This window comes from Antarcticimicrobium sediminis (assembly GCF_004348975.1).
GTDB classification, from domain to species: Bacteria; Pseudomonadota; Alphaproteobacteria; order Rhodobacterales; family Rhodobacteraceae; genus Antarcticimicrobium; species Antarcticimicrobium sediminis.
On the sequence record NZ_SMFP01000025.1, the window covers coordinates 1 to 20,831 of the forward strand.

At 61.6% G+C, this 20,831-nt stretch carries 19 protein-coding genes, 1 other RNA gene and 1 pseudogene; 14 read left to right on the forward strand and 7 right to left on the reverse strand.

What is annotated here, in order from left to right:
• Positions 1 to 126: pseudogene (locus E1B25_RS20660) on the forward strand (IS481 family transposase); the annotation flags it as partial.
• Between the two features lie 22 nt (positions 127 to 148).
• On the opposite strand, the gene E1B25_RS20665 reads toward E1B25_RS20660, so the two are convergent.
• The 3 genes from E1B25_RS20665 to E1B25_RS20675 all read right to left on the reverse strand — a co-directional run bounded on the left by E1B25_RS20665 (position 149) and on the right by E1B25_RS20675 (position 4,080).
• On the reverse strand, positions 149 to 1,030 hold the full coding sequence (locus E1B25_RS20665) for a DUF2167 domain-containing protein (protein ID WP_132831484.1): 882 nt from the start codon (positions 1,028 to 1,030) through the stop codon (positions 149 to 151).
• 395 nt (positions 1,031 to 1,425) lie between these two features.
• Positions 1,426 to 2,121, reverse strand: a complete 696-nt coding sequence (locus E1B25_RS20670) for a metal-dependent hydrolase (RefSeq protein ID WP_132831485.1) — start codon at positions 2,119 to 2,121, stop codon at positions 1,426 to 1,428.
• Between the two features lie 174 nt (positions 2,122 to 2,295).
• Complete coding sequence (locus E1B25_RS20675; RefSeq protein ID WP_165937709.1) at positions 2,296 to 4,080, reverse strand: ATP-binding protein; 1,785 nt, start codon at positions 4,078 to 4,080, stop codon at positions 2,296 to 2,298.
• A gap of 230 nt (positions 4,081 to 4,310) precedes the next feature.
• Here E1B25_RS20675 and gatC point away from each other — a divergent pair, with 230 nt between their 5' ends.
• From gatC to E1B25_RS20715, 8 genes are all read left to right on the forward strand, one after another.
• Positions 4,311 to 4,598, forward strand: a complete 288-nt coding sequence (gene gatC / locus E1B25_RS20680) for an Asp-tRNA(Asn)/Glu-tRNA(Gln) amidotransferase subunit GatC (RefSeq protein WP_132831487.1) — start codon at positions 4,311 to 4,313, stop codon at positions 4,596 to 4,598.
• 5 nt (positions 4,599 to 4,603) lie between these two features.
• Positions 4,604 to 6,094: an Asp-tRNA(Asn)/Glu-tRNA(Gln) amidotransferase subunit GatA gene (gatA, locus tag E1B25_RS20685; RefSeq protein ID WP_132831488.1), complete on the forward strand. Its 1,491-nt coding sequence runs from the start codon at positions 4,604 to 4,606 to the stop codon at positions 6,092 to 6,094.
• Positions 6,095 to 6,133: 39 nt separating this feature from the next.
• Positions 6,134 to 6,928 carry a hypothetical protein gene (locus E1B25_RS20690; protein WP_132831489.1) on the forward strand — a complete coding sequence of 265 codons (795 nt, stop codon included), beginning with the start codon at positions 6,134 to 6,136 and terminating at the stop codon, positions 6,926 to 6,928.
• A gap of 4 nt (positions 6,929 to 6,932) precedes the next feature.
• On the forward strand, positions 6,933 to 7,610 hold the full coding sequence (locus tag E1B25_RS20695; RefSeq protein ID WP_132831490.1) for an N-acetylmuramoyl-L-alanine amidase: 678 nt from the start codon (positions 6,933 to 6,935) through the stop codon (positions 7,608 to 7,610).
• A 120-nt stretch (positions 7,611 to 7,730) separates the two neighbouring features.
• Positions 7,731 to 8,126: RNase P RNA component class A (gene rnpB, locus E1B25_RS20700), an RNA gene on the forward strand.
• Between the two features lie 221 nt (positions 8,127 to 8,347).
• Positions 8,348 to 8,515 (forward strand): 50S ribosomal protein L33, encoded by a 168-nt coding sequence (gene rpmG / locus E1B25_RS20705; protein WP_132831491.1) that lies wholly within the window; start codon positions 8,348 to 8,350, stop codon positions 8,513 to 8,515.
• A 157-nt stretch (positions 8,516 to 8,672) separates the two neighbouring features.
• The gene (locus tag E1B25_RS20710) at positions 8,673 to 9,179 is read left to right on the forward strand and encodes a hypothetical protein (protein WP_132831492.1); all 507 of its coding nucleotides are present in this window, start codon (positions 8,673 to 8,675) and stop codon (positions 9,177 to 9,179) included.
• A gap of 156 nt (positions 9,180 to 9,335) precedes the next feature.
• Positions 9,336 to 10,577: an Hsp70 family protein gene (locus E1B25_RS20715; RefSeq protein ID WP_132831493.1), complete on the forward strand. Its 1,242-nt coding sequence runs from the start codon at positions 9,336 to 9,338 to the stop codon at positions 10,575 to 10,577.
• A gap of 68 nt (positions 10,578 to 10,645) precedes the next feature.
• Here E1B25_RS20715 and E1B25_RS20720 read toward each other — a convergent pair whose 3' ends face one another.
• Entirely contained in the window at positions 10,646 to 11,383 is a 738-nt protein-coding gene (locus E1B25_RS20720; protein ID WP_132831494.1) for a Bax inhibitor-1/YccA family protein, read from the reverse strand.
• A gap of 182 nt (positions 11,384 to 11,565) precedes the next feature.
• Positions 11,566 to 11,775 carry a DUF1127 domain-containing protein gene (locus E1B25_RS20725; protein ID WP_132831495.1) on the reverse strand — a complete coding sequence of 70 codons (210 nt, stop codon included), beginning with the start codon at positions 11,773 to 11,775 and terminating at the stop codon, positions 11,566 to 11,568.
• Positions 11,776 to 11,902: 127 nt separating this feature from the next.
• Here E1B25_RS20725 and E1B25_RS20730 point away from each other — a divergent pair, with 127 nt between their 5' ends.
• The gene (locus E1B25_RS20730) at positions 11,903 to 12,781 is read left to right on the forward strand and encodes a LysR family transcriptional regulator (RefSeq protein WP_132831496.1); all 879 of its coding nucleotides are present in this window, start codon (positions 11,903 to 11,905) and stop codon (positions 12,779 to 12,781) included.
• Positions 12,782 to 12,802: 21 nt separating this feature from the next.
• On the opposite strand, the gene E1B25_RS20735 is transcribed toward E1B25_RS20730, so the two are convergent.
• Positions 12,803 to 13,759 carry an NADPH:quinone oxidoreductase family protein gene (locus E1B25_RS20735; RefSeq protein WP_132831497.1) on the reverse strand — a complete coding sequence of 319 codons (957 nt, stop codon included), beginning with the start codon at positions 13,757 to 13,759 and terminating at the stop codon, positions 12,803 to 12,805.
• A gap of 270 nt (positions 13,760 to 14,029) precedes the next feature.
• Between E1B25_RS20735 and E1B25_RS20740 the strand changes: the two genes are divergently transcribed.
• From E1B25_RS20740 to E1B25_RS20750, 3 genes are all read left to right on the forward strand, one after another.
• A complete protein-coding gene (locus E1B25_RS20740; protein ID WP_132831498.1) occupies positions 14,030 to 14,413 on the forward strand; it encodes a helix-turn-helix domain-containing protein in 384 nt (127 codons plus the stop codon).
• 71 nt (positions 14,414 to 14,484) lie between these two features.
• Complete coding sequence (hisN, locus tag E1B25_RS20745) at positions 14,485 to 15,276, forward strand: histidinol-phosphatase (protein WP_132831499.1); 792 nt, start codon at positions 14,485 to 14,487, stop codon at positions 15,274 to 15,276.
• A gap of 165 nt (positions 15,277 to 15,441) precedes the next feature.
• Positions 15,442 to 16,776: an 8-oxoguanine deaminase gene (locus E1B25_RS20750; RefSeq protein WP_132831500.1), complete on the forward strand. Its 1,335-nt coding sequence runs from the start codon at positions 15,442 to 15,444 to the stop codon at positions 16,774 to 16,776.
• Between the two features lie 564 nt (positions 16,777 to 17,340).
• Here the strand turns inward: E1B25_RS20750 and E1B25_RS20755 are convergent.
• A complete protein-coding gene (locus E1B25_RS20755; protein ID WP_132831501.1) occupies positions 17,341 to 18,843 on the reverse strand; it encodes a leucine-rich repeat domain-containing protein in 1,503 nt (500 codons plus the stop codon).
• Between the two features lie 890 nt (positions 18,844 to 19,733).
• Here E1B25_RS20755 and E1B25_RS20760 point away from each other — a divergent pair.
• A complete protein-coding gene (locus tag E1B25_RS20760; RefSeq protein WP_132831502.1) occupies positions 19,734 to 20,297 on the forward strand; it encodes an exodeoxyribonuclease VII small subunit in 564 nt (187 codons plus the stop codon).
• The last annotated feature ends 534 nt before the right edge of the window (positions 20,298 to 20,831 follow it).

Here is a 20,831-nt window from a genome sequence, read left to right on the forward strand (position 1 = left end):
AATCAACAGCTTCCTCAATCAGCCTTGGGCAGTAAGACGCCCTTGCAGGCGATGAAAGACTGGCACAAACTCAAACCAGAGCTGTTCAAAAAACAGCCGTATTACCTCCCGGGATGTGACAGATAGTCTATCATACGAAAATTTTCTGTTACTCAGATTTCTCGAATAGACGTTTTACCCATCTCCAAACCCAGTAGAATGGAAACAAAAGAATAAGCCATGCCTTTTTTAGCAAAAGTGTGAGAACAACAAGTAGTCCTGTCGCAGCCCCTTTGCCATATTTGACACCTACAAGTGATGCTAAAACGCCCACAGCACCAACGGCGGCGACTTTATCTCCTGATGAAAAAGCGGAATACTCCTCTTGTGGCTTAGGTTGGTATTTGTCCAAAATAGCGTTGATGGTGGTTACCATTTGGGGCTCGTTCATATTTGAATCAACGGGCACAATAGAGAAAGCAACAAACCCGCGCCGATCAAAAACCACGGCTTTCACGTTGATTGTGGACTCTCCGTTCCAGCCAATATCGGTGGCATAGTACATGTATTTCTTGGTGGCGTTTAGGGTTGGGTAGACTCTCCACCCATCGAAGGTGATATTTTGTCCAGACCGTTCTCCTTGCGCTTTAAGCGATGCTTGGAGGTGGTCTTCAATGTTAGAAATAACGTCTTCACGCTCATCTGTATCCCAATCATCCAGTTTGACGTAACCAGACGTATTAGGTTTATCTATTATCAGAGTATCTATTTGTGGTGTAAACAGAACCACCATGACGTCTACCGATTCACAATTAGCCCACCCCCACTCAGTTTTGACCAGATCGCACATTTCGTCTCGCGGAAGTTTAACCGCTCCTTGGGATGAAGGCATAAGTTTTCCGCGAGATACGGTCAGCGGTTCTGTAAAAGCATATGGGTCGCCCCCCTGAGCGTAGACAATGGCGGGTTCCGAATTGAAAATCAAAAAGGAAATTACCAAGAAAATCAGATTTTCTCTCAGCAAAGTATTAAGTAATTTTCTTGTATCCATTGTCGTTCAACCTACTGTCATGGTCGGTGCCGATTTTTCGAGCATTTAAACACTCTCAGCGATAAGTGGCAAGAGGTTGCTCTTTTCTAAGGTGATTGGACATCTGTCGCACCGCCCTATTGACTTGCCGCAGATCAACCGGTGGCTTTGTCGATCAAGGGCGCGGTGAAGAAAATCTCTGCGGATGCAACCGGAGAATAGCAGCGTGTCAAATGGCGAAGCCTTCGGGCTTCACCAAATCGGCCATTCAAGTGCACTGCAGTATCGGTCGATCTGGCCTCATAGTAGTCAATCGTCTTGTTGAGGACTGCGCCCGCATTGGGGCGCGGTCACCATCACATCCAATAAGGGGCGAGGGACTGACGCCCCAGCCCCTTTTTCTCAGGGCAAAACGCCTAGACCTCGATGGCCTGCATCACCTGCGGCTCGATCACGTCGACATCGGGCAGCGCCGCGATCAGCGTTTCGGCGGATTGTTCAAGCACCGGGAAGGTGCGGTAGTGCGCCGGGATCAACGTCTTGAAGTTGAAATAGCGTTTGGCGGCATAGGCGACTTTGGCCATGTCCATGGTGAAAAAGCCGCCCGAAGACAGGATGCCGATGTCGGGTTTATAGTAATCCCCCATCCACTCCATATCCGCCATGATGTCGGTGTCGCCGCTGCAATAGATGGTCTTGCCCTCGGCATGGATCATGTAGCCTGCTTCGGACCCGCCGGTGCGCAGCCCCTCGCGGGTCGCGAAGGTCGAGGAATGTTCCGCATTGACCATCGAGACCTTGACGCCGCCGCCCAGATCCATGGTGCCGCCCTTGTTGAAGCCGACCGTCTCGATCCCTTCGCTTTCGCCCCAGAACTCCATCAGGTCGTATTGGCCATAGACCGGCACATCGAGCTTTTTCGACAGCGCCACCGCATCGACCGAATGGTCGAAATGCGCATGGGTCAGCAGGATATGGGTGGCGCCGGTGGTGGCTGCGTCATGGCTAGCTTCGGGCAGGACCGGATTGCCGGTCAGCCAAGGATCGAGAAGCAGCACGTGATCGCCGGTTTCAAACCGGAACGAGCCATGTCCAAGCCAGATGATTTTCATAGTGAACCTCCTTTTGATTTGCGCGGACCCTACCACCGCCGTCAGCAGAATCCACGACCCCGAGGCGCGATTATGCGCCCTGTTGCGCAGCGTCGGAACTGGCGGTGGCGGTGGCGCGCGTTGCCGCCCCCGGCAGACCGGACGGGAAAGGTGGGGAGATTACAGGGGCGCCGTCTAGGTGCGCGCCGGGGGTGGGGTCGGCGGGGGAATATGGCGTTTCAGGGTGCGGGCGATATCGTCAAAGGTGCAGGGTTTCGCGATGCAGCCGTTCATCCCGGCGTCAAGATAGCTGGCCTTTTGATCGGCCATCACATTGGCGGACAGGGCGATGATCGGGGTGTCGCGATTGGGGCCGCCGGCGCGGATGTCGCGGGTGGCCTCGATGCCGGATTTGCGTGGCATCTGAATGTCCATGAAGATCAGGTCGAACCGCTCGCGCCCGGCGGCTTCGACCGCCTCGATGCCATCGGCGGCCATGCCCGGCTTGACCCCCAGTTTGGCGAGGAGTTTGCGCGTGATGAACTGGTTGGTCCGGTTGTCCTCGACCACCAGAACCCGCGCCGCATCGAATCGAACCTTATCCGCGTCTGTGCCTGTTGCTGTGTTCGGGCTTGCGTCTGTTGCTGTGTTTGGGCCTGCGTTTGGGCGCGTACCAGAGGCGATCCCGACCGTTTCGGCCGGGCGTTTCCCTTTGATCAGCGGGAAGGTGAACCAAAACGTGCTGCCCCGGTCGAGTTGGCTGTAAACCCCGATCTTGCCGCCCTGAATTTCGACCAGATGCCGGGCAATCGACAGGCCCAGCCCGGTGCCGCCATGGCGGCGCACGGTCGAGTTTTCCGCCTGTTCGAACTGGTCAAAGATCCGCGTGGCCGCCTCATGCGTCATGCCGATCCCCTCGTCGCGCACCGCGACGCGGATCATCGCGGGCGCGCTGAGGGGCCCCCGGGCGCGCGACAGCGCCACCTCGACCGTACCGCGGGTGGAAAACTTGATCGCATTGCTGACCAAGTTAGAGAGGATCTGCGACAGCCGCACCTGGTCACCTACAAGATACGGCGGCACATCCGTGTCATAGCCGACGCTCAAGGTGATGCCCTTTGCCTCGGCCTGCTCCCGCAGCGCGCTGAACACGTTGTCTACCAAGTCTTCGCGCCGGAAGGCGGTTTTTTCCAGTTGAACCCCGTGTTCGATAATGCGCGAGGAATCCAGGATGTCGTTGACGATGCGCAGCAGGGTCCGACCAGAGGAATCGGCGGTGTTCAGAAGATCCTTTTGCTCCCGCGTGACCGCCTGATCCATGAGCAGTTGCACCGCCCCGATCACACCGTTCAGGGGGGTGCGGATCTCGTGGCTGACATTGGCGAGAAAGAAGGATTTCGCCTGGTTCGCCGACTGTGCCTCCCGGCGCAGCTTGTCCAGATGCAGCGTCGTCTTTTCGATCTCGGAGACGAAGATCAGCATGCCGATGGCGGTCGCGGTGGTCACGTTGATCAAGATCACACCAACCGGCAGCGGGATGATGGCATAGATCAGCGAGATCACGCAGGCGACGGCGACGGCACAGATCACGGCACCGCCGCGCGGTCCAAGCAGCAGAATGGCGATCGGCGGAACCACAAAGAACTTGACGACCGTGGCCCAGGACTCGCCGACCGGCGACAGCATTTGAATGCCGATGACGAACAGGAAATAGACTATCAGGAACAAGGACGCGACGCGCAGTTGCCCGGTGCGCCAGAGGATGACCGGGGGGATGAGGAAGGCGAATGCACTCAACAGGGTCCAGTAGGCGCGGATCGGTGAAAGGCCATGGGTTTCGCTGAACCAGGTCAGGCTTTCGATCACGCCGGCGACGGCGGCCAGCGACGACAGCGAGCTGAGAATCCGCCGCCGCGCCGACGTCACCCTGTCTTCGGGATCGACGGCGGGCCAGGCAAACTCCCTGAGAATGCGCGCCATCGCGTTGAGGGAAAAACCAGACAGGGTGCGTGCTCCGCAAAAACCTTTTTCTGCGCAAGCTTGCCGCAAGTGTATTGATAGAACGTTAGCCGCGCAGGGTTTGTGAGGCGCGGGACGGCTGCGGTTTGTGCCTGCCGGTCGGGGCGCCATGGGCGCGCATGGCAAAGCGCAGTCTTGAAGGCCGCGCCGCAGGGCGTTAAACGCCGCATTGTGAAAACAAGGGGTCTTCCATGTCGATTGACGAAAGCACCGCCGCTCGCGTGGCCAAGCTGGCCCGGATCCGGGTCGCGGATGACGCGCTGCCGGCGCTGGCGGGCGAGTTCAACACCATTCTGGGCTTTATCGAGCAACTGAACGAAGTCGATGTCGAGGGCGTCGAGCCGATGACCGGCGTCACGCCGATGCGCCTGAAGCAACGTCAGGACGTGGTCACCGACGGCAATCAGCAGGACAAGGTGCTGGCCAATGCCCCCGATGCGCGCGAGGGGTTCTTTGCGGTCCCCAAGGTGATGGAGTGAACGACATGGCAAGCGATCTGAATAAACTGGGCCTGGCCGAGGCGCGCGACGCGCTGCGCAAGGGCACCGTCACCTCGGTCGAGCTGACCGAGGCCTGCCTGTCTGCAATCGAGACCTCGGATGCGCTCAACGCCTTCGTGCACAAGACGCCGGAAATCGCGCTGGAGCGTGCCCGTGCGGCGGACGCGCGGATCAAGGCGGGCGATGCGCCGGCGATGTGCGGCTTGCCGATCGGGATCAAGGATCTGTTCTGTACCCAGGGCGTGCCCAGTCAGGCTGGCAGCCGCATTCTCGAAGGGTTCCTGCCGCAGTACGAATCGACCGTCAGCCAACAGCTCGCCGATGCGGGCGCGGTGATGCTGGGCAAGCTGAACATGGACGAATTCGCCATGGGCTCGTCCAACGAAACCTCGGTCTATGGCGCGGCGGTCAGCCCGTGGCGGCGCAGCGAGAGCGAGACGGCTTTGACCCCCGGCGGCTCGTCCGGCGGCTCTGCTGCCGCGGTGGCCGCTGACCTGTGTCTGGCCGCGACCGGCACCGACACCGGCGGGTCGATCCGCCAGCCGGCGGCCTTTACCGGCACGGTGGGGATCAAGCCGACCTATGGCCGTTGCTCGCGCTGGGGCGTTGTGGCCTTTGCCTCTTCGCTGGATCAGGCCGGGCCGATGACCAAATCGGTGCGCGACGCGGCGATCATGCTGGGCGCGATGGCCGGGCACGACCCCAAGGATTCGACCAGCATGGACATCCCCGTGCCGGATTTTGAGGCGATGCTGACCGGCGATATCAAGGGCAAGAAAATCGGCATTCCCAAGGAATACCGGATCGAAGGCACGCCCGACGAGATCGAAACGCTCTGGGCCGACGGCGCCGCGATGCTCAAGGCGGCCGGGGCCGAGATTGTCGATATCTCGCTGCCGCACACGAAATACGCGCTGCCCGCCTATTACGTGATCGCCCCCGCCGAAGCGTCCAGCAACCTGGCCCGCTATGACGGGGTGCGCTATGGCCACCGCGCCACGCTTGAGGCGGGCGACGGCATCACCGAGATGTACGAAAAGACCCGCGCCGAGGGCTTTGGCCATGAGGTGCAGCGCCGGGTGATGATCGGCACCTATGTGCTGTCGGCGGGGTTCTATGACGCCTATTACAACCGCGCCCGCAAGGTCCGCACCCTGATCAAGAAGGATTTCGAGGATGCCTTTGCCCAAGGCGTCGACGCGATCCTGACACCGGCCACGCCGTCGTCGGCGTTCGGGCTGGGCGAGATGGGCCAGACCGACCCGGTGCAGATGTATCTTAACGATGTGTTCACCGTTACCGTGAACCTTGCCGGGCTGCCGGGGATCGCGGTTCCCGCCGGGCTTGATCATCAGGGGCTGCCGCTTGGGCTGCAACTGATCGGGCGGCCTTGGGAAGAGGGCGATCTGCTGAATACGGCCTATGCCTTGGAGCAGGCGGCCGGATTTGTGGCCAAACCGGGGAAATGGTGGTAAAACAGTCGCCAATAAGACCAAAATTGGCAGGACGGCAGTATGCGATTTCTTCCTATGGCCCTGATTCTGGGCGGTTTGAGTGCTTGTGCCCCGGCAGTTCCGGACAGCGCGGCGGGGGTCGGATTCTATAATTCGATCGAGGCGCAGCGCGCCCGCGAGGCGGCGTTGAGCGGGACCGCAACCATGCCCGGTGTGGCCGCGCCGGCGGCGGTGTCTTCCACGCCGCTTTCTGCGGCCGGGACCGTGTCGGCACAGGGGCAGACGCAGACCGCTTCGGCGGGGGCGACCCTGACCAGCGGCGACAGCATGGCCACGCGGGGCGACAGCGCCTCGGATATCGCGGCGGAAACCGCTGCCGCGCTGCGGGCGGCACAGTCCAATTCCGGCGAGATGCCGGTGCAGGCCAGCCCGTTGAACCCGGCGCCGGCGATGATCAACAACGCCGGCATCTCGGACGAGAATGACTTTCAGGCCGTCGCCAATCGCGAGACCATTCAAAGCGACGCGGATCGCATGGCGCGCAATCGCCAGATGTATCAAGAGATCGAACCGACAGCGATTCCGGGTCGGCCGGGTGACGATCAACCCAATATCGTCGCCTATGCGCTGCAAACCAAAAATCCGCGCGGGGCGCAGTTGTATTCCCGGGGCGGGCTGAACCTGCAAGGGCGCCACGCGCGCAATTGCGCCAAATACGGTTCGGCGGATCTGGCCCAGATGGCGTTCCTGTCCAAGGGCGGGCCCAAACGCGACCGGATGGCGCTGGACCCCGATGGCGACGGCTATGCCTGCGCGTGGGATCCGGCCCCGTTTCGCGAGGCGGTAAAGAACTGAACCGATGACGCCGCACTGGCACCCGTCACCCAATTTCGGTGATCGCCGCAACGCGTTGCAACCGGCGCTGGTGGTTCTGCACTACACTGCGATGGCGGGGGCCGGGGCGGCGCTTGCCCGGCTTTGTGATCCAGAGGCCGAGGTCTCGTCGCATTATCTGATCGGGGCGGACGGCACGCTGTGGCAGATGGTGCGCGAGGCGGATCGCGCTTGGCATGCGGGGGCCGGGACATGGTGCGGGCTGGAGGATATCAACTCCCGTTCGATCGGGATCGAGCTCGACAATCGCGGCGACCATCCGTTTTCCGAACCCCAGATGGCGACGCTGGAGGCCCTGTTGCCAGAGATCATGGCGCGTTGGGGAATCGGGCCTGCCGGGGTGATCGGTCATTCGGATATGGCGCCGGGGCGCAAATGCGATCCCGGCCCGCGCTTTGACTGGGCGCGGCTGGCGCGGCTGGGGCTGGCGCTGCCCCATGCACCGCAGTCGGGCTGTGCGATCGACCCCGAGGGCTTTCGTGCAATGGCGTTGCGGGCGGGCTATCCTACGGAGGCGACCGAGGCGGATCTGTTAAGCGCGGTGCGGCATCGGGTCCGGCCTTGGGGCAGGGGGCCGCTCACGCAGGAGGACATGGATGCGCTGGCGGGGTTTGTTGCGGCGCACGAGGCTGTGCCTGCCTGAGTTCGGCCGTCTGCGCTGGTCGGTTTGAGTTTGCCCGGGAGACACAGTGAGCGCCCCCCGCCGCCCTTTCCTGAACACCCATTGACGCCCCACCCCGCTTGCCCCTATCTCTCCCCCAGCGCGGAGGGCCGGATGGCCGCGGCGGCCTTCGGGGCGTCGAGGAAAGTCCGGACTCCATGAAGCAACGGTGCCGGGTAACGCCCGGGCGGGGCAACCCGACGGAAAGCGCCACAGAAATGAAACCGCCATGCTCCGGCATGGTAAGGATGAAACGGTGGGGTAAGAGCCCACCGCGCCGCTGGTAACAGGGGCGGCATGGCAAGCCCTACCGGGAGCAATGCCAAATAGGACCCCCGCGCGGGCCGGTCCCCGCAAGGGGAAACCGCCGCTAGGCTTGCTTCAGCCAAGAGGGGTCGGGTTGGCAGCACGAGGCGCAGCGCGAGCTGCGTCCCAGATGAATGGTCATCGACGGGGGCAACCCCTGAACAAAATCCGGCTTACAGGCCCTCCGCGCTAATTTCCCTGCCGCACCAGTGCGCTGCGCGCGCGGCTGCGATGCGCTTCCCAGACATTGGGCTTTGCGCATTTCCTGTGGAACCGGGGCGTTTCGGGGGAATCTGCCACGCTCTGCCAGCGGTGAGCACGAAAACGCGGTTGACTCGGGGGCCGTCATCGGTAAAAGGCAGGCTTCATGAGAATTTTACGGGCGCGGCTGTGCCCGGCGCAGGAGAGACCCAATGGCGAAACCGACAACAATCAAAATCCGCCTCAACTCGACCGCAGGCACCGGCCATTTTTACGTGGCCAAGAAAAACGCCCGCACCATGACCGAGAAAATGGTGGTTCGTAAATACGACCCCGTTGTCCGCAAACACGTCGAGTACAAGGAAGGCAAGATCAAGTAATCTTGCCGACACCGAATGTTTGCAAAGGGTCACGCGATTGCGTGGCCTTTTGTTTTTCCGGGGCCGGGTGCAGGCGCTGTGAGCGACGCGGCGCTTGTCATCTGGTTGCCTTTGGCGCTAGCGTGACGGTGATCCTGTCCTAGCCACGGCTGCGCCCATGAAACGTCTTCTCGCCTCTGCCTGCCTGATCTGTACCGCGCTTTCGGGCTGTGCCGGGCTGAACTATCGCCATGGTGTCGGCTTCACAGGCATCGACGGGGAACCAAAAGTGCCCACCGTCCAGTCGGACCGGACCGTGAGCCGTGCGGCAGGGCCGATTGCAGAACTGGCGGCGCGCACTCCGCAACGGCTGCAAGTCGCGAGCGGTGATCCTGCCGTCCTTGCCGAGACGGCGATCCATAATGGCGGCCAGACCATGGCCAACGCGATTCCCGCCACGCTGGGCGGCGCGCAGATGATGCTCAGCACGGTCGAGGTAAACGGGGTGCCCCATGCGGTTCTGCGCCTGCCCGAGGGGCAGCGCATGCGTCTGAGCGACGGCTCTGGCGCGGGTTTTGCCGATGCGGTGCCGCGCCTGACCGGTTGCCTGGCCGCAGGCCCCGCCTATCGTCGCGACCGTCCGGCGCTAGAGGCCGGGCTGGCGGTGCCGCTGAACTGCCGCTAAGGCCGCCAGAGTCCCTACTGCGCCCCACGATTGCGTTCCCACTACGACCCGCTGCATGCCGCGTCGCTGCGCCCTGTTTCACATGTGGTGCATCAACCGGCTTGCCCCCGTCCCGGATCTCCGTTAGCAGCGGCCCCCTTCCGGACAGGTGGCCCCATGCAGACAGATACACTCGCAATAGATTTCGGAACCTCGAATTCGGCCGCTGCCGTGCCCTTTGCGCATGGGATCTATCGCATTCCGATCGAGCGGGGGGCGGAAACCCTGCCCACCGCCGTGTTCTTTCCCGCCGATGACGGGGCGATGCGGATCGGTGCGGCGGCGGCTGATGCGCTGATCGCGGGCGAGGATGGGCGCTATATGCGGGCGCTGAAAAGTGTTCTGGGCCAACCGCTCTTGCATGAGAAACGGCTGATCGGCGGGCGTCGTCGCACCCTTGCCGCGATCATCACCGAGTTTCTGGTTGCGCTGCGCGAACGCTCCGAGGCGGCGACCGGGCTGCGGTTTCGCCGCGCGCTATCGGGGCGCCCGGTGCATTTCCATTCCGCCGACCCGGCGCGGGATGCGCAGGCCGAGGCGGATCTGCGCGGCTGCTACCTTGCCGCCGGGTTCGAGGAGGTCAGTTTTCTGGCCGAACCAGAGGCGGCAGCGCTGGCCAGTCACGGGCTTGGCACGAGCGAGGGTCTCGGGCTGATCGTGGATATCGGCGGCGGCACCTCGGATTTCTCGGTGTTTCGCACGACCGGCGCGCGCCCCGAGATCCTTGGTAATCACGGGATCCGCCTTGGCGGCACCGATTTTGATCATGCGGTGTCGATGACCCATGCGATGCCGCAACTAGGTCTGGGGGGGCAGGTGCGCCGGGTGATGGGCGAGGGGCTGCTACCGGTGCCACGGGCGCCCTATGTCGATCTGTCGACCTGGGCCAAGATCCCGTTTCTCTATACGCCCGAGATGCGGCGGATGGTGGCGGGCCTGGTCAAGCTGGCGGTCGAGCCGCAGAAGATGGCGCGCTTTGCCACGGTGCTGGAGATGGAGCTGGGCCATGAACTGGCCTTTGCGGTGGAGCGGGGCAAGATCGCGGCGAATACCGGCACGGCAGCGGGGCGCATCGACATGGGCATTGTCGAGCGTGGGTTGGTCGAAACCGTCACCCCCAAAAGCCTGGATGCGGCGCTGATGGAGAACCGCACCTTGCTGCGCGATGCTGCCGCCGAGACCTTGGCGCTGGCTGGTGTCACCCCCGCTGAGATCGGGCGCGTCATTCTGGTGGGCGGCTCTAGCCTGATGCGCTTTGTCTCGCAGGAGGCCAGCGCGCTTTGCCCCGGAGCCGAGATCCTGCGCTCCGAGGCGTTCACCGCCGTGGTCGACGGGCTGGCGCTGGCGACGCGAGACTGAACCGGCGCACGCAAACGAAAAGGGCCGGTCGTACAGACCGGCCCTCGAAACGTACAGGTTTGTCGCTGTTACTCGCGGTTACCCAGCAGCTGCAGCAAGAACATGAACATGTTGATAAAGTCCATGTACAGGCTCAGCGCGCCCATGATGGCCGCTTTGCCCAACCATTCGCTGTCGCCGGTGTGGGCGTGCTGCAGGTAGGTGTTCTTGATGTTCTGGGTGTCATAGGCGGTGAGACCGGCAAAGATCAGAACCCCGAGGATCGAGATCGCGAACATGATCGCCGGGCTGCCGAGAAAGATGTTGATGACCGAGGCCACGATCAGCCCGATCACGCCCATGATCAGGAACGCGCCCCAACCGGAAATGTCTTTCTTGGTGGTATAGCCGTACAGGCTCAGACCGGCGAAGGCGATCGAGGTCACCAGAAACACCTGCGCGATGGAAAAGCTGGTGAAGGCCACGAAAATCCAGCTCAGCGACAGGCCCATGACCGACGCGAAAGCATAAAAGAACAGCTGTGCGCCAGCGACGGACAGCCGGTTCAGCGCGGCCCCGAAGGCGAACACCATGATCAGCGGCGCGAACATCAGGATCCAGCCCAAGATATTGGGTTGCAGGGTCAGGGGATCGCGGAACACGCCCAGCAGTTGCGGGCTGGTGCCGACGGCCCAAGCCACTGCGAATGTCAGCAGCATGCCAATGGACATGGTGCTGTACACCTTGTTCATATGGGCACGGAGGCCCGCGTCAATCTGGGTGCTGCGTGCGCCAGCAGCCGTCCGGATTGTGTCGAATTCAGCCATTGAAAGGTCTCCAGTTAAGCCGGTTGTGCCGCCCGCAACAGCGGATGGCGCTCATGGCTAAATATTGGAGAAGTTCACCTCTAATTCAAGGAGTTCAGCGCGTAATTCTATCCTCGGGGCCGAAAAAAGGCCGCGCGCCCACAAGGGGCGGCGGCCTGTCCCACGGGGAGCGGGGATCGGGATCAGTAGCGCCAGGTGGCGGGGGCGTCCCAGAAGGCGCGGCGCGCTTCGGCGTCGGCTTGGGCGCGGCTTACGCCGATATCCTCAAGCGCGCGGTCATCCAGTGTTTCGAGCGCCCGGCGTTGACGCCAGATGGCAACGAGACGGCCCAGTTCGGCAAACAGGGCGGGGCGAAGGGCGGTACGGCGGCGATTGGCGGTGATAAAGGTCATAGCATGTGTCCTTTCCTGGAATTGCGATGAGTCGTCTGACTTGAATCAAATTTCTTGATCCGTATGGCGAAATGTGATTCATTTTGAAAACGAATGTTTTTGATCCGACACATCAAGGTTTGTGATATTGCGAAATCTCGACATCACCACGCTCCGTTCCTTCGTCGCGGTGGCCGACTATGGCGGGGTGACCCGCGCGGCGGGATTTCTGCATCTGACCCAGTCGGCGGTGTCGATGCAGCTCAAGCGGCTGGAGGGACTTCTGGATCTGCAATTGTTGGATCGCTCCGGGCGCACCATTGCGTTGACGGCGGCGGGGGATCAGCTTTTGGCCTATGCCCGGCGCATGGTGGCGCTGAATGACGAGGTGATCGGTCGGCTTACCGATCAGGCCTTTGAGGGCGAGATCGTTCTGGGGGTACCGCATGACATCGTCTATCCGGCGATCCCGAGCGTGCTGCAAAGGTTCAATGCCGACTTTCCACGGGTCAAGGTGCAGTTGCTGTCCTCTTATAGTCGCAAGCTCAAACAGGCCTATGGCCGGGGCGAATGCGATCTGATCCTGACCACCGAGCCGCAAAGCGCCGAGGGCAGCGAGACCCTCGTCGAACTGCCGCTGAACTGGCTGGGCGCGCCGGGCGGATCGTGCTGGCGGCAACGTCCGTTGCGGCTGGCCTTTGGGCGGCTCTGCATGTTCCGCCCCGAGGCGATCGCGGCGCTGAACCGGGCCGGGATTGATTGGGAGCTGGCGGTGGAATCGGACTCTGACCGCACCATCGAGGCCACGGTCAGCGCCGATCTGGCGGTGACGGCCATGCTTGATGGCTCTGAACCGCCGCATCTGGAGCCGATCGATCACGGCGGGGCGCTGCCGGTCCTGCCGGCGAGCAAGATCAACCTCTATGTCCGCGACGCCGCAGCGAATCCGCTGGTTGGCGCGTTCGCCACCCTGCTTCGCCAGACCATCAGCAGCCATGTCAGCCCGAGCCTGCGCGCCGTAGGGTAGGGGCGTTAGCAGGCGGCGGTGTTACATGGTGATCACCACCTTGCCGGTAGAGCGCCGCTCGCGCAGCAGCGTCATGCCCTCTTCGACCCGCTCCAAGGGCAGGATGTTGCTGACATGCGGTGTCAGGCGGCCCTCCAGATACCAGTCGATCAGGGTGCGCAGGCTTTGCGTCACCGCCTCGGGGCGGAATTTCAGGTAGCCGCCGATGTAGAATCCGATCACTGTCAGGTTCTTCACCAAAAGGTGATTGGCCGGAATTTGCGGCACCTCTCCGCCGGCAAAGCCGATCGGCAGCAGCCGTGCTTCGGGGTTGCAGGCGCGAAAGGCCGCCTTGAACGTTTCGCCGCCGATCGCGTCATAGACCACATCGGCACCGCCCAGTTCCAGCACCCGGGCGCGCAGATCCTCCGAGGCGTCGATCAGATGATCGGCCCCCGCCGCCCGCGCCACCTCCAGTTTGTCCGCGCCGCGCGCCTGCGCGATCACGGTGGCGCCCATCAGTTTGCCGATCTCGACCGCGCTTAGGCCGACGCCGCCCGCAGCCCCGGTCACCAGCAGCGTCTCGCCCGGCTGCATCCGCGCGCGATAGGCCAGCGCCATATGGCTGGTGCCATAGGCGATCTGAAAGGCGGCGGCATGGTGGAAGGGCATGGTTTCAGGCAGTTTTATGGCCCGCGCCGCGTCGAATACGCCATAGTCCGCCAGCCCGCCCTGCCCGGAATAGACCGCGATTCGATCGCCGGGAACGAGGGTGGTGACCCCGGCTCCAACCGCGTCGACTGTGCCGGATATTTCCATTCCAAGGGTGAACGGCGCGCGGGGCGTGTCCTGATAGGTGCCCTTTTGCATCAGCAGATCGGCAAAATTCAGCCCACAGGCGCGGATGGCGACGCGGATCTCGCCCGGTCCCGGGGTGGGCACCGCAAGATCGGTCAGCCGGGCGTGACTTTCCTGTGTTTTCATATAATAGGCGCGCATATCTACCTCTCGTCCTGCGTGGCACTTGGTCGGTGTCGCGGCGTTTGTGGCAAATCACTGACCGCGCGACCAGTGCTACAACCGCTGGGTCATATGGGGGACACTGAATCAACTAACTTGAATTCGGTATGAAAACGACTAGACTAGTTAACGTGTTGGAGTGGCGCGCTGGTCCGGTGACATCTTGTCCCGTCGGCGCACATTGCAGAGCAAGAATGAGACTGACAGCTTTTCAGCAGGAGCACGTGTACTTGGATAAGGAATATTGCGATGCCACATCAGGTTGACGTTCATGTGGGCAAGCGTGTCCGCCATCGCCGCTGGTTGGTCGCAATGACCCAGCAGCAACTGGCCGAGAGGGTTGGCATCAAGTTCCAGCAGATCCAGAAGTACGAAACCGGCGCCAACCGGATCAGTGCGTCGCGCCTGTGGGATATCGCCGAGGCGCTGGAGGTTCCGATCAGCTTTTTCTTCGAAGGGCTGCAAGAAACCGCCAAGGACGCAGGGAAAGATACGGCGGAGAAATCCGGTGTGCCGGTCGATCTGCTCGGCGACAAGGAGGCCTTGGATCTGGTGCGCTCCTATTACGCGATCCCGGAAAACCAGCGCCGTCGCCTGTTCGATCTGGCGCGGGTGCTCAGCGACGTCGCCTGAGCACCACCAAAGGGAATGAGGCCGCGCGCCCGGACTTGCATCCGATCAAGGCGCGTGGCACCTGAACGGGCATGACCCAGACAGATTTGAGCGATCTTGATATCGCCAACATGTTGGCAGACGCCGCCCGCGCGGTGATCCTGCCCTATTTCCGCCAGCCCGGGCTGAGCGCCGACAATAAGGACGCCGGTGGGTTCGATCCGGTGACCGAGGCGGACCGCGCCGCCGAACAGGCGATGCGGGCAATCCTCGCGCAGCACCGGCCCGAAGACGGCATTCTAGGCGAGGAATTCGGCACACAGGCGGGCACCAGCGGACGCACTTGGGTGCTGGACCCGATCGACGGAACCCGTGGATTTTTGAGCGGAACGCCGACCTGGGGCGTGCTGATCGCGCTGTCCGGAGCGGACGGCCCAACGCTGGGGATCATCGATCAGCCCTATACCGGCGAACGCTTTACCGGCGGGCCGGGGCTTGCGGTGTTGGATGGCCCGCGCGGGCGCGAACTCCTCTCCACCCGTGCGACGGCGGCACTGGATCAGGCGATTCTCTTTTCGACCTTCCCCGAAGTCGGCACTCCTGAGGAGCGCGCGGGGTTCGAGGCGGTGGCCGACCGGGTGCGTCTGACCCGTTTCGGCATGGATTGCTACGCCTATGCGCTGCTCGCGGCGGGGCAGATTGATCTGGTGATCGAGGCCGCGCTTAACCCCTATGACATTCAGGCCCCGATCGCGGTGATCGAAGCCGCCGGCGGCATTGTCACCGATTGGCAGGGCGGGCCGGCGCATCAGGGGGGCCGGGTGCTGGCCGCCGCCAACCCCGCGCTGCACGCCGCCGCGTTGGAGATCCTGAGCCGCGCCTGACCGCGTTTGGCGCTGGTTGGCTGGGTTTGGTGCTGTAGGGCTGTGCTTGCGTCATTGACGCGCCGCCGCTAGGGTCTCTCCCCAGCGTCGAGTCCTTTGCCCGTGTTCTGTCGGCGCCGTGTCACACTTCGGAACCGAAACGGGCCAGAGCCGGAGTGTGCAAAAATGACCGAATTCCTGATTCGCAATGCCGACAGCATCCTGACCATGGACGATACGCGCCGCGAATTGTCGGGCGCAGACATCCTGATCCGGGACGGGGCGATCCTCGCCATCGGCCCCGGCCTCGCCTCTGCGGGCGAGGTGGTCGAGGCGGCGGGCTGCGTCGTTACCCCGGGTCTCGTCAACACCCATCACCACCTGTACCAAAGCCTGACCCGCGCCGTGCCCGGCGGGCAGGATGCGCTGTTGTTCGGCTGGTTGAAAACGCTCTATCCGATCTGGGCCCGGTTCGGTCCTGAAGAAATCCATACCTCGGCCCTCACCGGGTTGGCGGAATTGGCGCTTTCGGGCTGTTCGCTGACCTCGGATCATCTCTATCTCTACCCCAATGGCGCGCGGCTCGACGATACCATCGCGGCGGCGCAAGAGATCGGGATGCGGTTTCATCCCACACGCGGCGCGATGAGTATCGGCGAAAGCGACGGTGGCCTGCCCCCCGACAGCCTGGTGGAGCGCGAGGCGGCGATCTTGGCGGACGCCATCCGGGTGATCGATACCTTCCACGATGCGCGCGACGGGTCCATGATCCGGGTCGGCATCGCGCCTTGTTCGCCGTTTTCGGTCAGCCGTGATCTGATGCGCGACGCTGCCCTTCTGGCCCGCGACAAGGGGGTGATGCTGCATACACACCTGGCCGAGAATGATGAGGATATCGCCTATAGCCTGGCCCATTTCGGCTGCCGTCCGGGCCAGTATGCCGAGGATCTGGGCTGGACCGGTGCCGACGTCTGGCACGCCCATTGCGTCAAGCTGGATCGGCAAGAGATCGACCTGTTCGCCCGCTCGCGCACCGGCGTTGCCCATTGCCCCTGTTCCAACTGTCGGCTCGGCTCTGGCATCGCGCCGGTGCGCGCGATGCGCGATGCCGGCGTGCCGGTGGGCCTTGGCGTCGATGGTTCGGCCAGCAATGACAGCGGCAATCTGATCCTTGAGGCGCGCCAGTCCCTGTTGCTGCAACGGGTGGCAAATGGCGCCGATGCGATGAGCGCCCGAGAAGCCTTGGAGATCGCCACGCGGGGCGGTGCCGATGTGCTGGGTCGCCCGGATTGTGGCCGCTTGGAAGTGGGCAAGCGCGCCGATATCGCGCTCTGGGATGTGAGTGGCATCGACAGCGCCGGCAGCTGGGACCCCGCCGCGCTGCTGCTGGCCGGTCCCTCCCGCGTCAAACACCTGTTCGTCGAGGGCCGCCAAGTGGTGCGCGATGGCCATGTCACCACCCTCGACCTGCCGCGTGTGATCGAGCAGCAGAGCAGGCTCGCCCGCGCCCTGATGGGCTAAGCTGCTGCCCACGTCTGCGCCACCGTCCCGGCGCTTCTTCTTGGTCAAAATACTCCCACCGGAGGCACCGGGTGGAACATTGTAACCCTTTGAAACAAAATCTTCTCTGACTGCGGCGTTCTTCGCAGTGATACAGTTTTGTGTACCAAGTGAAGCACACAAAAGACAAGATCTTTGATCTAGCGTGACAGTGCAAGCGGCTATGGTCGGGCTATTCCACCGTCCTTTGGGCGGATTTCAGACCTTCACTGCATCATATGTCAGTGGCAGAAACGCGCAGAAGGCACCATTTTCACAATTTGGGTCGCTTGACATGGCGGGGGCGCGCGCCCGGCCCAGACCGGCCATTCACCGATCGTGCCGACGCCGCCGCGCAGCTTCACGAGACCGGTCGTTCGTTCATCATGCAGCAACCGAGCAGGTGCTAAGGTCAGCAATGTGGACAAACCCGGCTTTCGCCCGCAGTCGCACCAAAGTCCGGTTGCGGCGCTTTGCGTTGGTCGCGAACAGCACCGTGGAAGCCTGAATGGAGCGCACCAATGAGCCCAGTCAAAGTCGAGCGTTTCATGACGCGAGGGCCACCGCAGCGCGAACCAAGTTGGGCATGGCATTGACCCCCGGTTCGCGATCGTTGGCGGAGTCAATGTAGGGGCGCAAGGATGGGTAAGCGTCCAGCACGGCGCCCTCATGGATATAAAGATGCGCTTTGGTGGCTTCGACATTGAATGCGGGCAGATGGCGCAAGACCGACAGATCGGTGATATCTGAGCGAATGAGGCTCAGACTGGTCAATTCAGTCTGGGTCTCGAGCGCAGAGAGGTCGGTTACACCGCAATCATCGAGCGAAATCCTGGTAAGGTGCGGCGTGGTTGCAAGCATATCGAGGGACGTGAAGGTGCGGCCTTTGAGGCTTAGCGATGTCAGCCTTCCGGGCAAGGCCAGATTTCGCGCTGACGCCTCAGGTGTGCTGGCGCGCAGCATAAGCCTTTTGACCGAAGTGAGGCTTCCAAGCGGTGAGAGATCGGTCGGCTCCGAAAAACCAAGATGCAGGCGTTCAAGGCGCGGCAGATGGGTCAGGTCGGTAAGGTCAGCATCCTTTGAAATGCTTATGCGCAGGTCCGCCAGCACGGGGCAGCCGCGCACCCAGGACAAGTCCGGCAAGGCTTTCTCGTCACGCCAGCTTGGTATGATCAGCCTTTCGAGGGCACTCAGCCCCTCGAAAGGCGCGAAAGAGGCTGCCTTCGGCGCACGCAGATGTAGATAGGTCAGGTTTTTTAGCGCAGAAAGTGGCGACAGGTCAGTCGCTTCCGTGGCCTCAAGTTGCAAGGATGTCAGGCCGGTCATCGCGCCGATATCTGACAGGTCCAGTGCATCGGTCATGCGGGTCAATTCGCGCATGCAAGTTGGGTCACTGGAGGGAAGTGGTTCATCGCCGGTATCTGGCAACCTGGTGACGGCCAGAACGGGTTTGCCTAGCAAGATATCGCGCGGCACGTTGTAACAGCTGGTCAGATCGAGCAGATGCAGTTTGGGCAAGGACGCCGACAGCCCTGCGACAGAGCCGCCCTTCACGGTAAGTTGCTCCAGTTCGGGTAAATCCGGCAGGCTGGCAAGTTCGTCTTCTCCGGCCCTGCCGATTTTCAGCGATCTCAGGCGAGGGCAGTTTGCCAGAGGCGACAGGTCTTTCACAGCATCGGCAACAAGGTCGATTTCTTCGAGATTGCCGAGAACACCGATCCCGTCGAACACGCTCTGGGTCTGGTCCCAAACTTTCAGTTTCCGCACAGTGGGCACAAGTTGTGCGAGTTCATCTGGCAGGCGGCTGAGGCCGGGACGCGTGAGGTTCAATGTGGTGTTGCCCGATGCCACCATGCGCCCGATCAGCCAACGCAGCTGGATATCCGGATCAGCGATGCTCCCGTTGGGCAGCAGTTCAACCCCTTCCGGGATACCCGCCTCGCGCCGCTGTCTTTCGTTGCGCGCGGCCTGGTCGCGCCTGAACTTCGCAACCTGCGCCTCCAGCCGTCTTCTTTCGCCGCCGATGAGCCAGTTGAACAGGCGCTTCAAAGGGGGGGGTGGACATAGACTACCCTTCCACATAGAACATCCTCGGGTTTTCATGGACTGCTTTCCTCAGGCGTTCGTATCGCAGTTGGCTTGAAATCAGAATATCCAATTCGTACACGCCAACAATGGAACGGCAGCGGGGCAAATCTGCCGGGTTATGTACCAAGTATCCATGAAGCCGGAATTTTAAACGATGCCGCGATGTCCGGTTTGGGAAACAGAGCGGTCGGCTTCTCTGTGGTGCAAATGTCGGCAGTGGACCGCTTCGCGCGTCTTGGCAAAGGGTGTTAAACGCGCGTTGCCAACGTTGGTACACAGAGCAAAATCCGGTATTTGGGATCGAAACCGCCTTGCTGCACTGCAGCGTCATGATCTTTCGCTTGGGCTGGGCCGCCGGAGTTGAGGGCGACTGCAGCCAGCCCGAAGCGGACCCATGCTTCGCGACCAGCTGACTCAGGGGGAACAAGCAGGGTGGGCGGACTCCGGCCATTCACCGCGACTGCGAACGTTCCTTGCCAGACTGGCAAAAGCGGCCATTCAAGCGCTAGCAGACCGAAGCCCACATGCTGCGTTGCGCACCAAGGTCGGCTGTGCGCAGGTAGTGACCTTTGCAAAGTCGGGGGACTCTGACGACGCGATGAGGCGCAACCGGCCCTGACCTGCCGTTCGCTTCGTGACCGTGTGCTGCGGTGCAGCTTCACCAGACCGGCCATTCGTCCATTGTGCAGCATTTTTTGAGAACCGAGCATAGGAGTCGGCTCCTCGAAGAAACAGATAGGCTTGTCGGCCCGGCTCATCTTCCTGTAGCGTCAGGGTCGGCGCTGCAGGCCTGAGTAGGTTCCGCACCATTAGCGAATTGAAGGCGTCCGATGTAGCATAAGAGAATACCTATGAGTAGCGTTACAACCGCATTTGAATTGATGAAGCTGGAGCTGGAAACGGCAGTCGAGGATCTCAATACTCAAGGGAGCGAGCTTTTTCGAGAATCTCGTTACGAGGAAGCAAAGGCCTTGATCGACCGAGGCAAACAGCTTCGCGCATTCTGTGATAAAGTGGAAGCCCTGGCGAATGAATGGACGGCGACCTTCTCAGGCGATGATCACGACGAAGATACTGAAAAAGAATTTCAAACAGCACGAACAATTCTTTCTGCTTCGAGAGGCTCTTGCACGAGACTATTGGTAAAATTCAGTGATGGCACTATTTTCGCAGAAAAAACAGCAGCACAAACGCTCGCCAAAGTGATTGAGCGAATAGGTTGCGAACAGGTAGCAAGCGTCGGAGTCCTTGTGAACGGCGAAAAAATTGTGTCGACGGAAAAGTCAAAGAAATATAGTGATATAGAGGTGCCGCCTTACTTCATCAAAACTCACAGCAGCACGGATCAGAAGAAGCGAAACTTGGAACAAATTTCAAAAGCATTGGGCCTGAATCTGAATATTTCGATAATCTGACGCCACAGATCTAATAACTGTAAACTGCGCATGCCTGCCATCTGTGCGACGCGCAGCATCGATCAAAGTGGGCTCGAACCGGTCATGCGGCAGTGCGGCAGTACATCCGCAGCGAAATCACATGAGATCCCGATTGCCCGATGGCCGCTGTCAGACCTTCGCTGCGTTTTGCTTAGAGGTCAGCTACTGTGGCCGATTTTCTCACCTGATCGAAACGCTTCCCGGGAATGGGACAGAACGGCCACTTTCCAGAACCGCTGATCGTTGGTCGCCTGAGCGTTAAGGTGGCGTGGAGGACACCAGACAAACCGCAGCAAGGTCGTTCTCATCTTGGTCATGCTTCTCATCAGGGTATCCGATCGAGACATTCCGGAGCGTTGTGCCCGCGACAACTGCGGAGAGGCGGCGATGAGAGTGTCAATCGGCATGCAATCCTGACCCCCTATCGGCGCCCAAAAATGACCCCTTTATTTTGCGCAGGGGTAGCTGGCCCGATGCGGTGTAGCCATCACACAGCGCAGCCGCGTCGGGCCA

Coding starts and splice junctions, on each gene's coding strand:
- E1B25_RS20750 (WP_132831500.1), top strand. CDS start 15,442: ATGACCGAATTCCTGATTCGCAATGCCGACAGCATCCTGACCATGGAC.
- E1B25_RS20725 (WP_132831495.1), bottom strand. CDS start 11,775: ATGACCTTTATCACCGCCAATCGCCGCCGTACCGCCCTTCGCCCCGCC.
- E1B25_RS20690 (WP_132831489.1), top strand. CDS start 6,134: ATGCGATTTCTTCCTATGGCCCTGATTCTGGGCGGTTTGAGTGCTTGT.
- rpmG (WP_132831491.1), top strand. CDS start 8,348: ATGGCGAAACCGACAACAATCAAAATCCGCCTCAACTCGACCGCAGGC.
- E1B25_RS20720 (WP_132831494.1), bottom strand. CDS start 11,383: ATGGCTGAATTCGACACAATCCGGACGGCTGCTGGCGCACGCAGCACC.
- gatC (WP_132831487.1), top strand. CDS start 4,311: ATGTCGATTGACGAAAGCACCGCCGCTCGCGTGGCCAAGCTGGCCCGG.
- E1B25_RS20740 (WP_132831498.1), top strand. CDS start 14,030: ATGCCACATCAGGTTGACGTTCATGTGGGCAAGCGTGTCCGCCATCGC.
- E1B25_RS20715 (WP_132831493.1), top strand. CDS start 9,336: ATGCAGACAGATACACTCGCAATAGATTTCGGAACCTCGAATTCGGCC.
- gatA (WP_132831488.1), top strand. CDS start 4,604: ATGGCAAGCGATCTGAATAAACTGGGCCTGGCCGAGGCGCGCGACGCG.
- E1B25_RS20675 (WP_165937709.1), bottom strand. CDS start 4,080: ATGGCGCGCATTCTCAGGGAGTTTGCCTGGCCCGCCGTCGATCCCGAA.
- E1B25_RS20735 (WP_132831497.1), bottom strand. CDS start 13,759: ATGCGCGCCTATTATATGAAAACACAGGAAAGTCACGCCCGGCTGACC.
- E1B25_RS20670 (WP_132831485.1), bottom strand. CDS start 2,121: ATGAAAATCATCTGGCTTGGACATGGCTCGTTCCGGTTTGAAACCGGC.
- E1B25_RS20665 (WP_132831484.1), bottom strand. CDS start 1,030: ATGGATACAAGAAAATTACTTAATACTTTGCTGAGAGAAAATCTGATT.
- E1B25_RS20695 (WP_132831490.1), top strand. CDS start 6,933: ATGACGCCGCACTGGCACCCGTCACCCAATTTCGGTGATCGCCGCAAC.
- E1B25_RS20760 (WP_132831502.1), top strand. CDS start 19,734: ATGAGTAGCGTTACAACCGCATTTGAATTGATGAAGCTGGAGCTGGAA.
- hisN (WP_132831499.1), top strand. CDS start 14,485: ATGACCCAGACAGATTTGAGCGATCTTGATATCGCCAACATGTTGGCA.
- E1B25_RS20710 (WP_132831492.1), top strand. CDS start 8,673: ATGAAACGTCTTCTCGCCTCTGCCTGCCTGATCTGTACCGCGCTTTCG.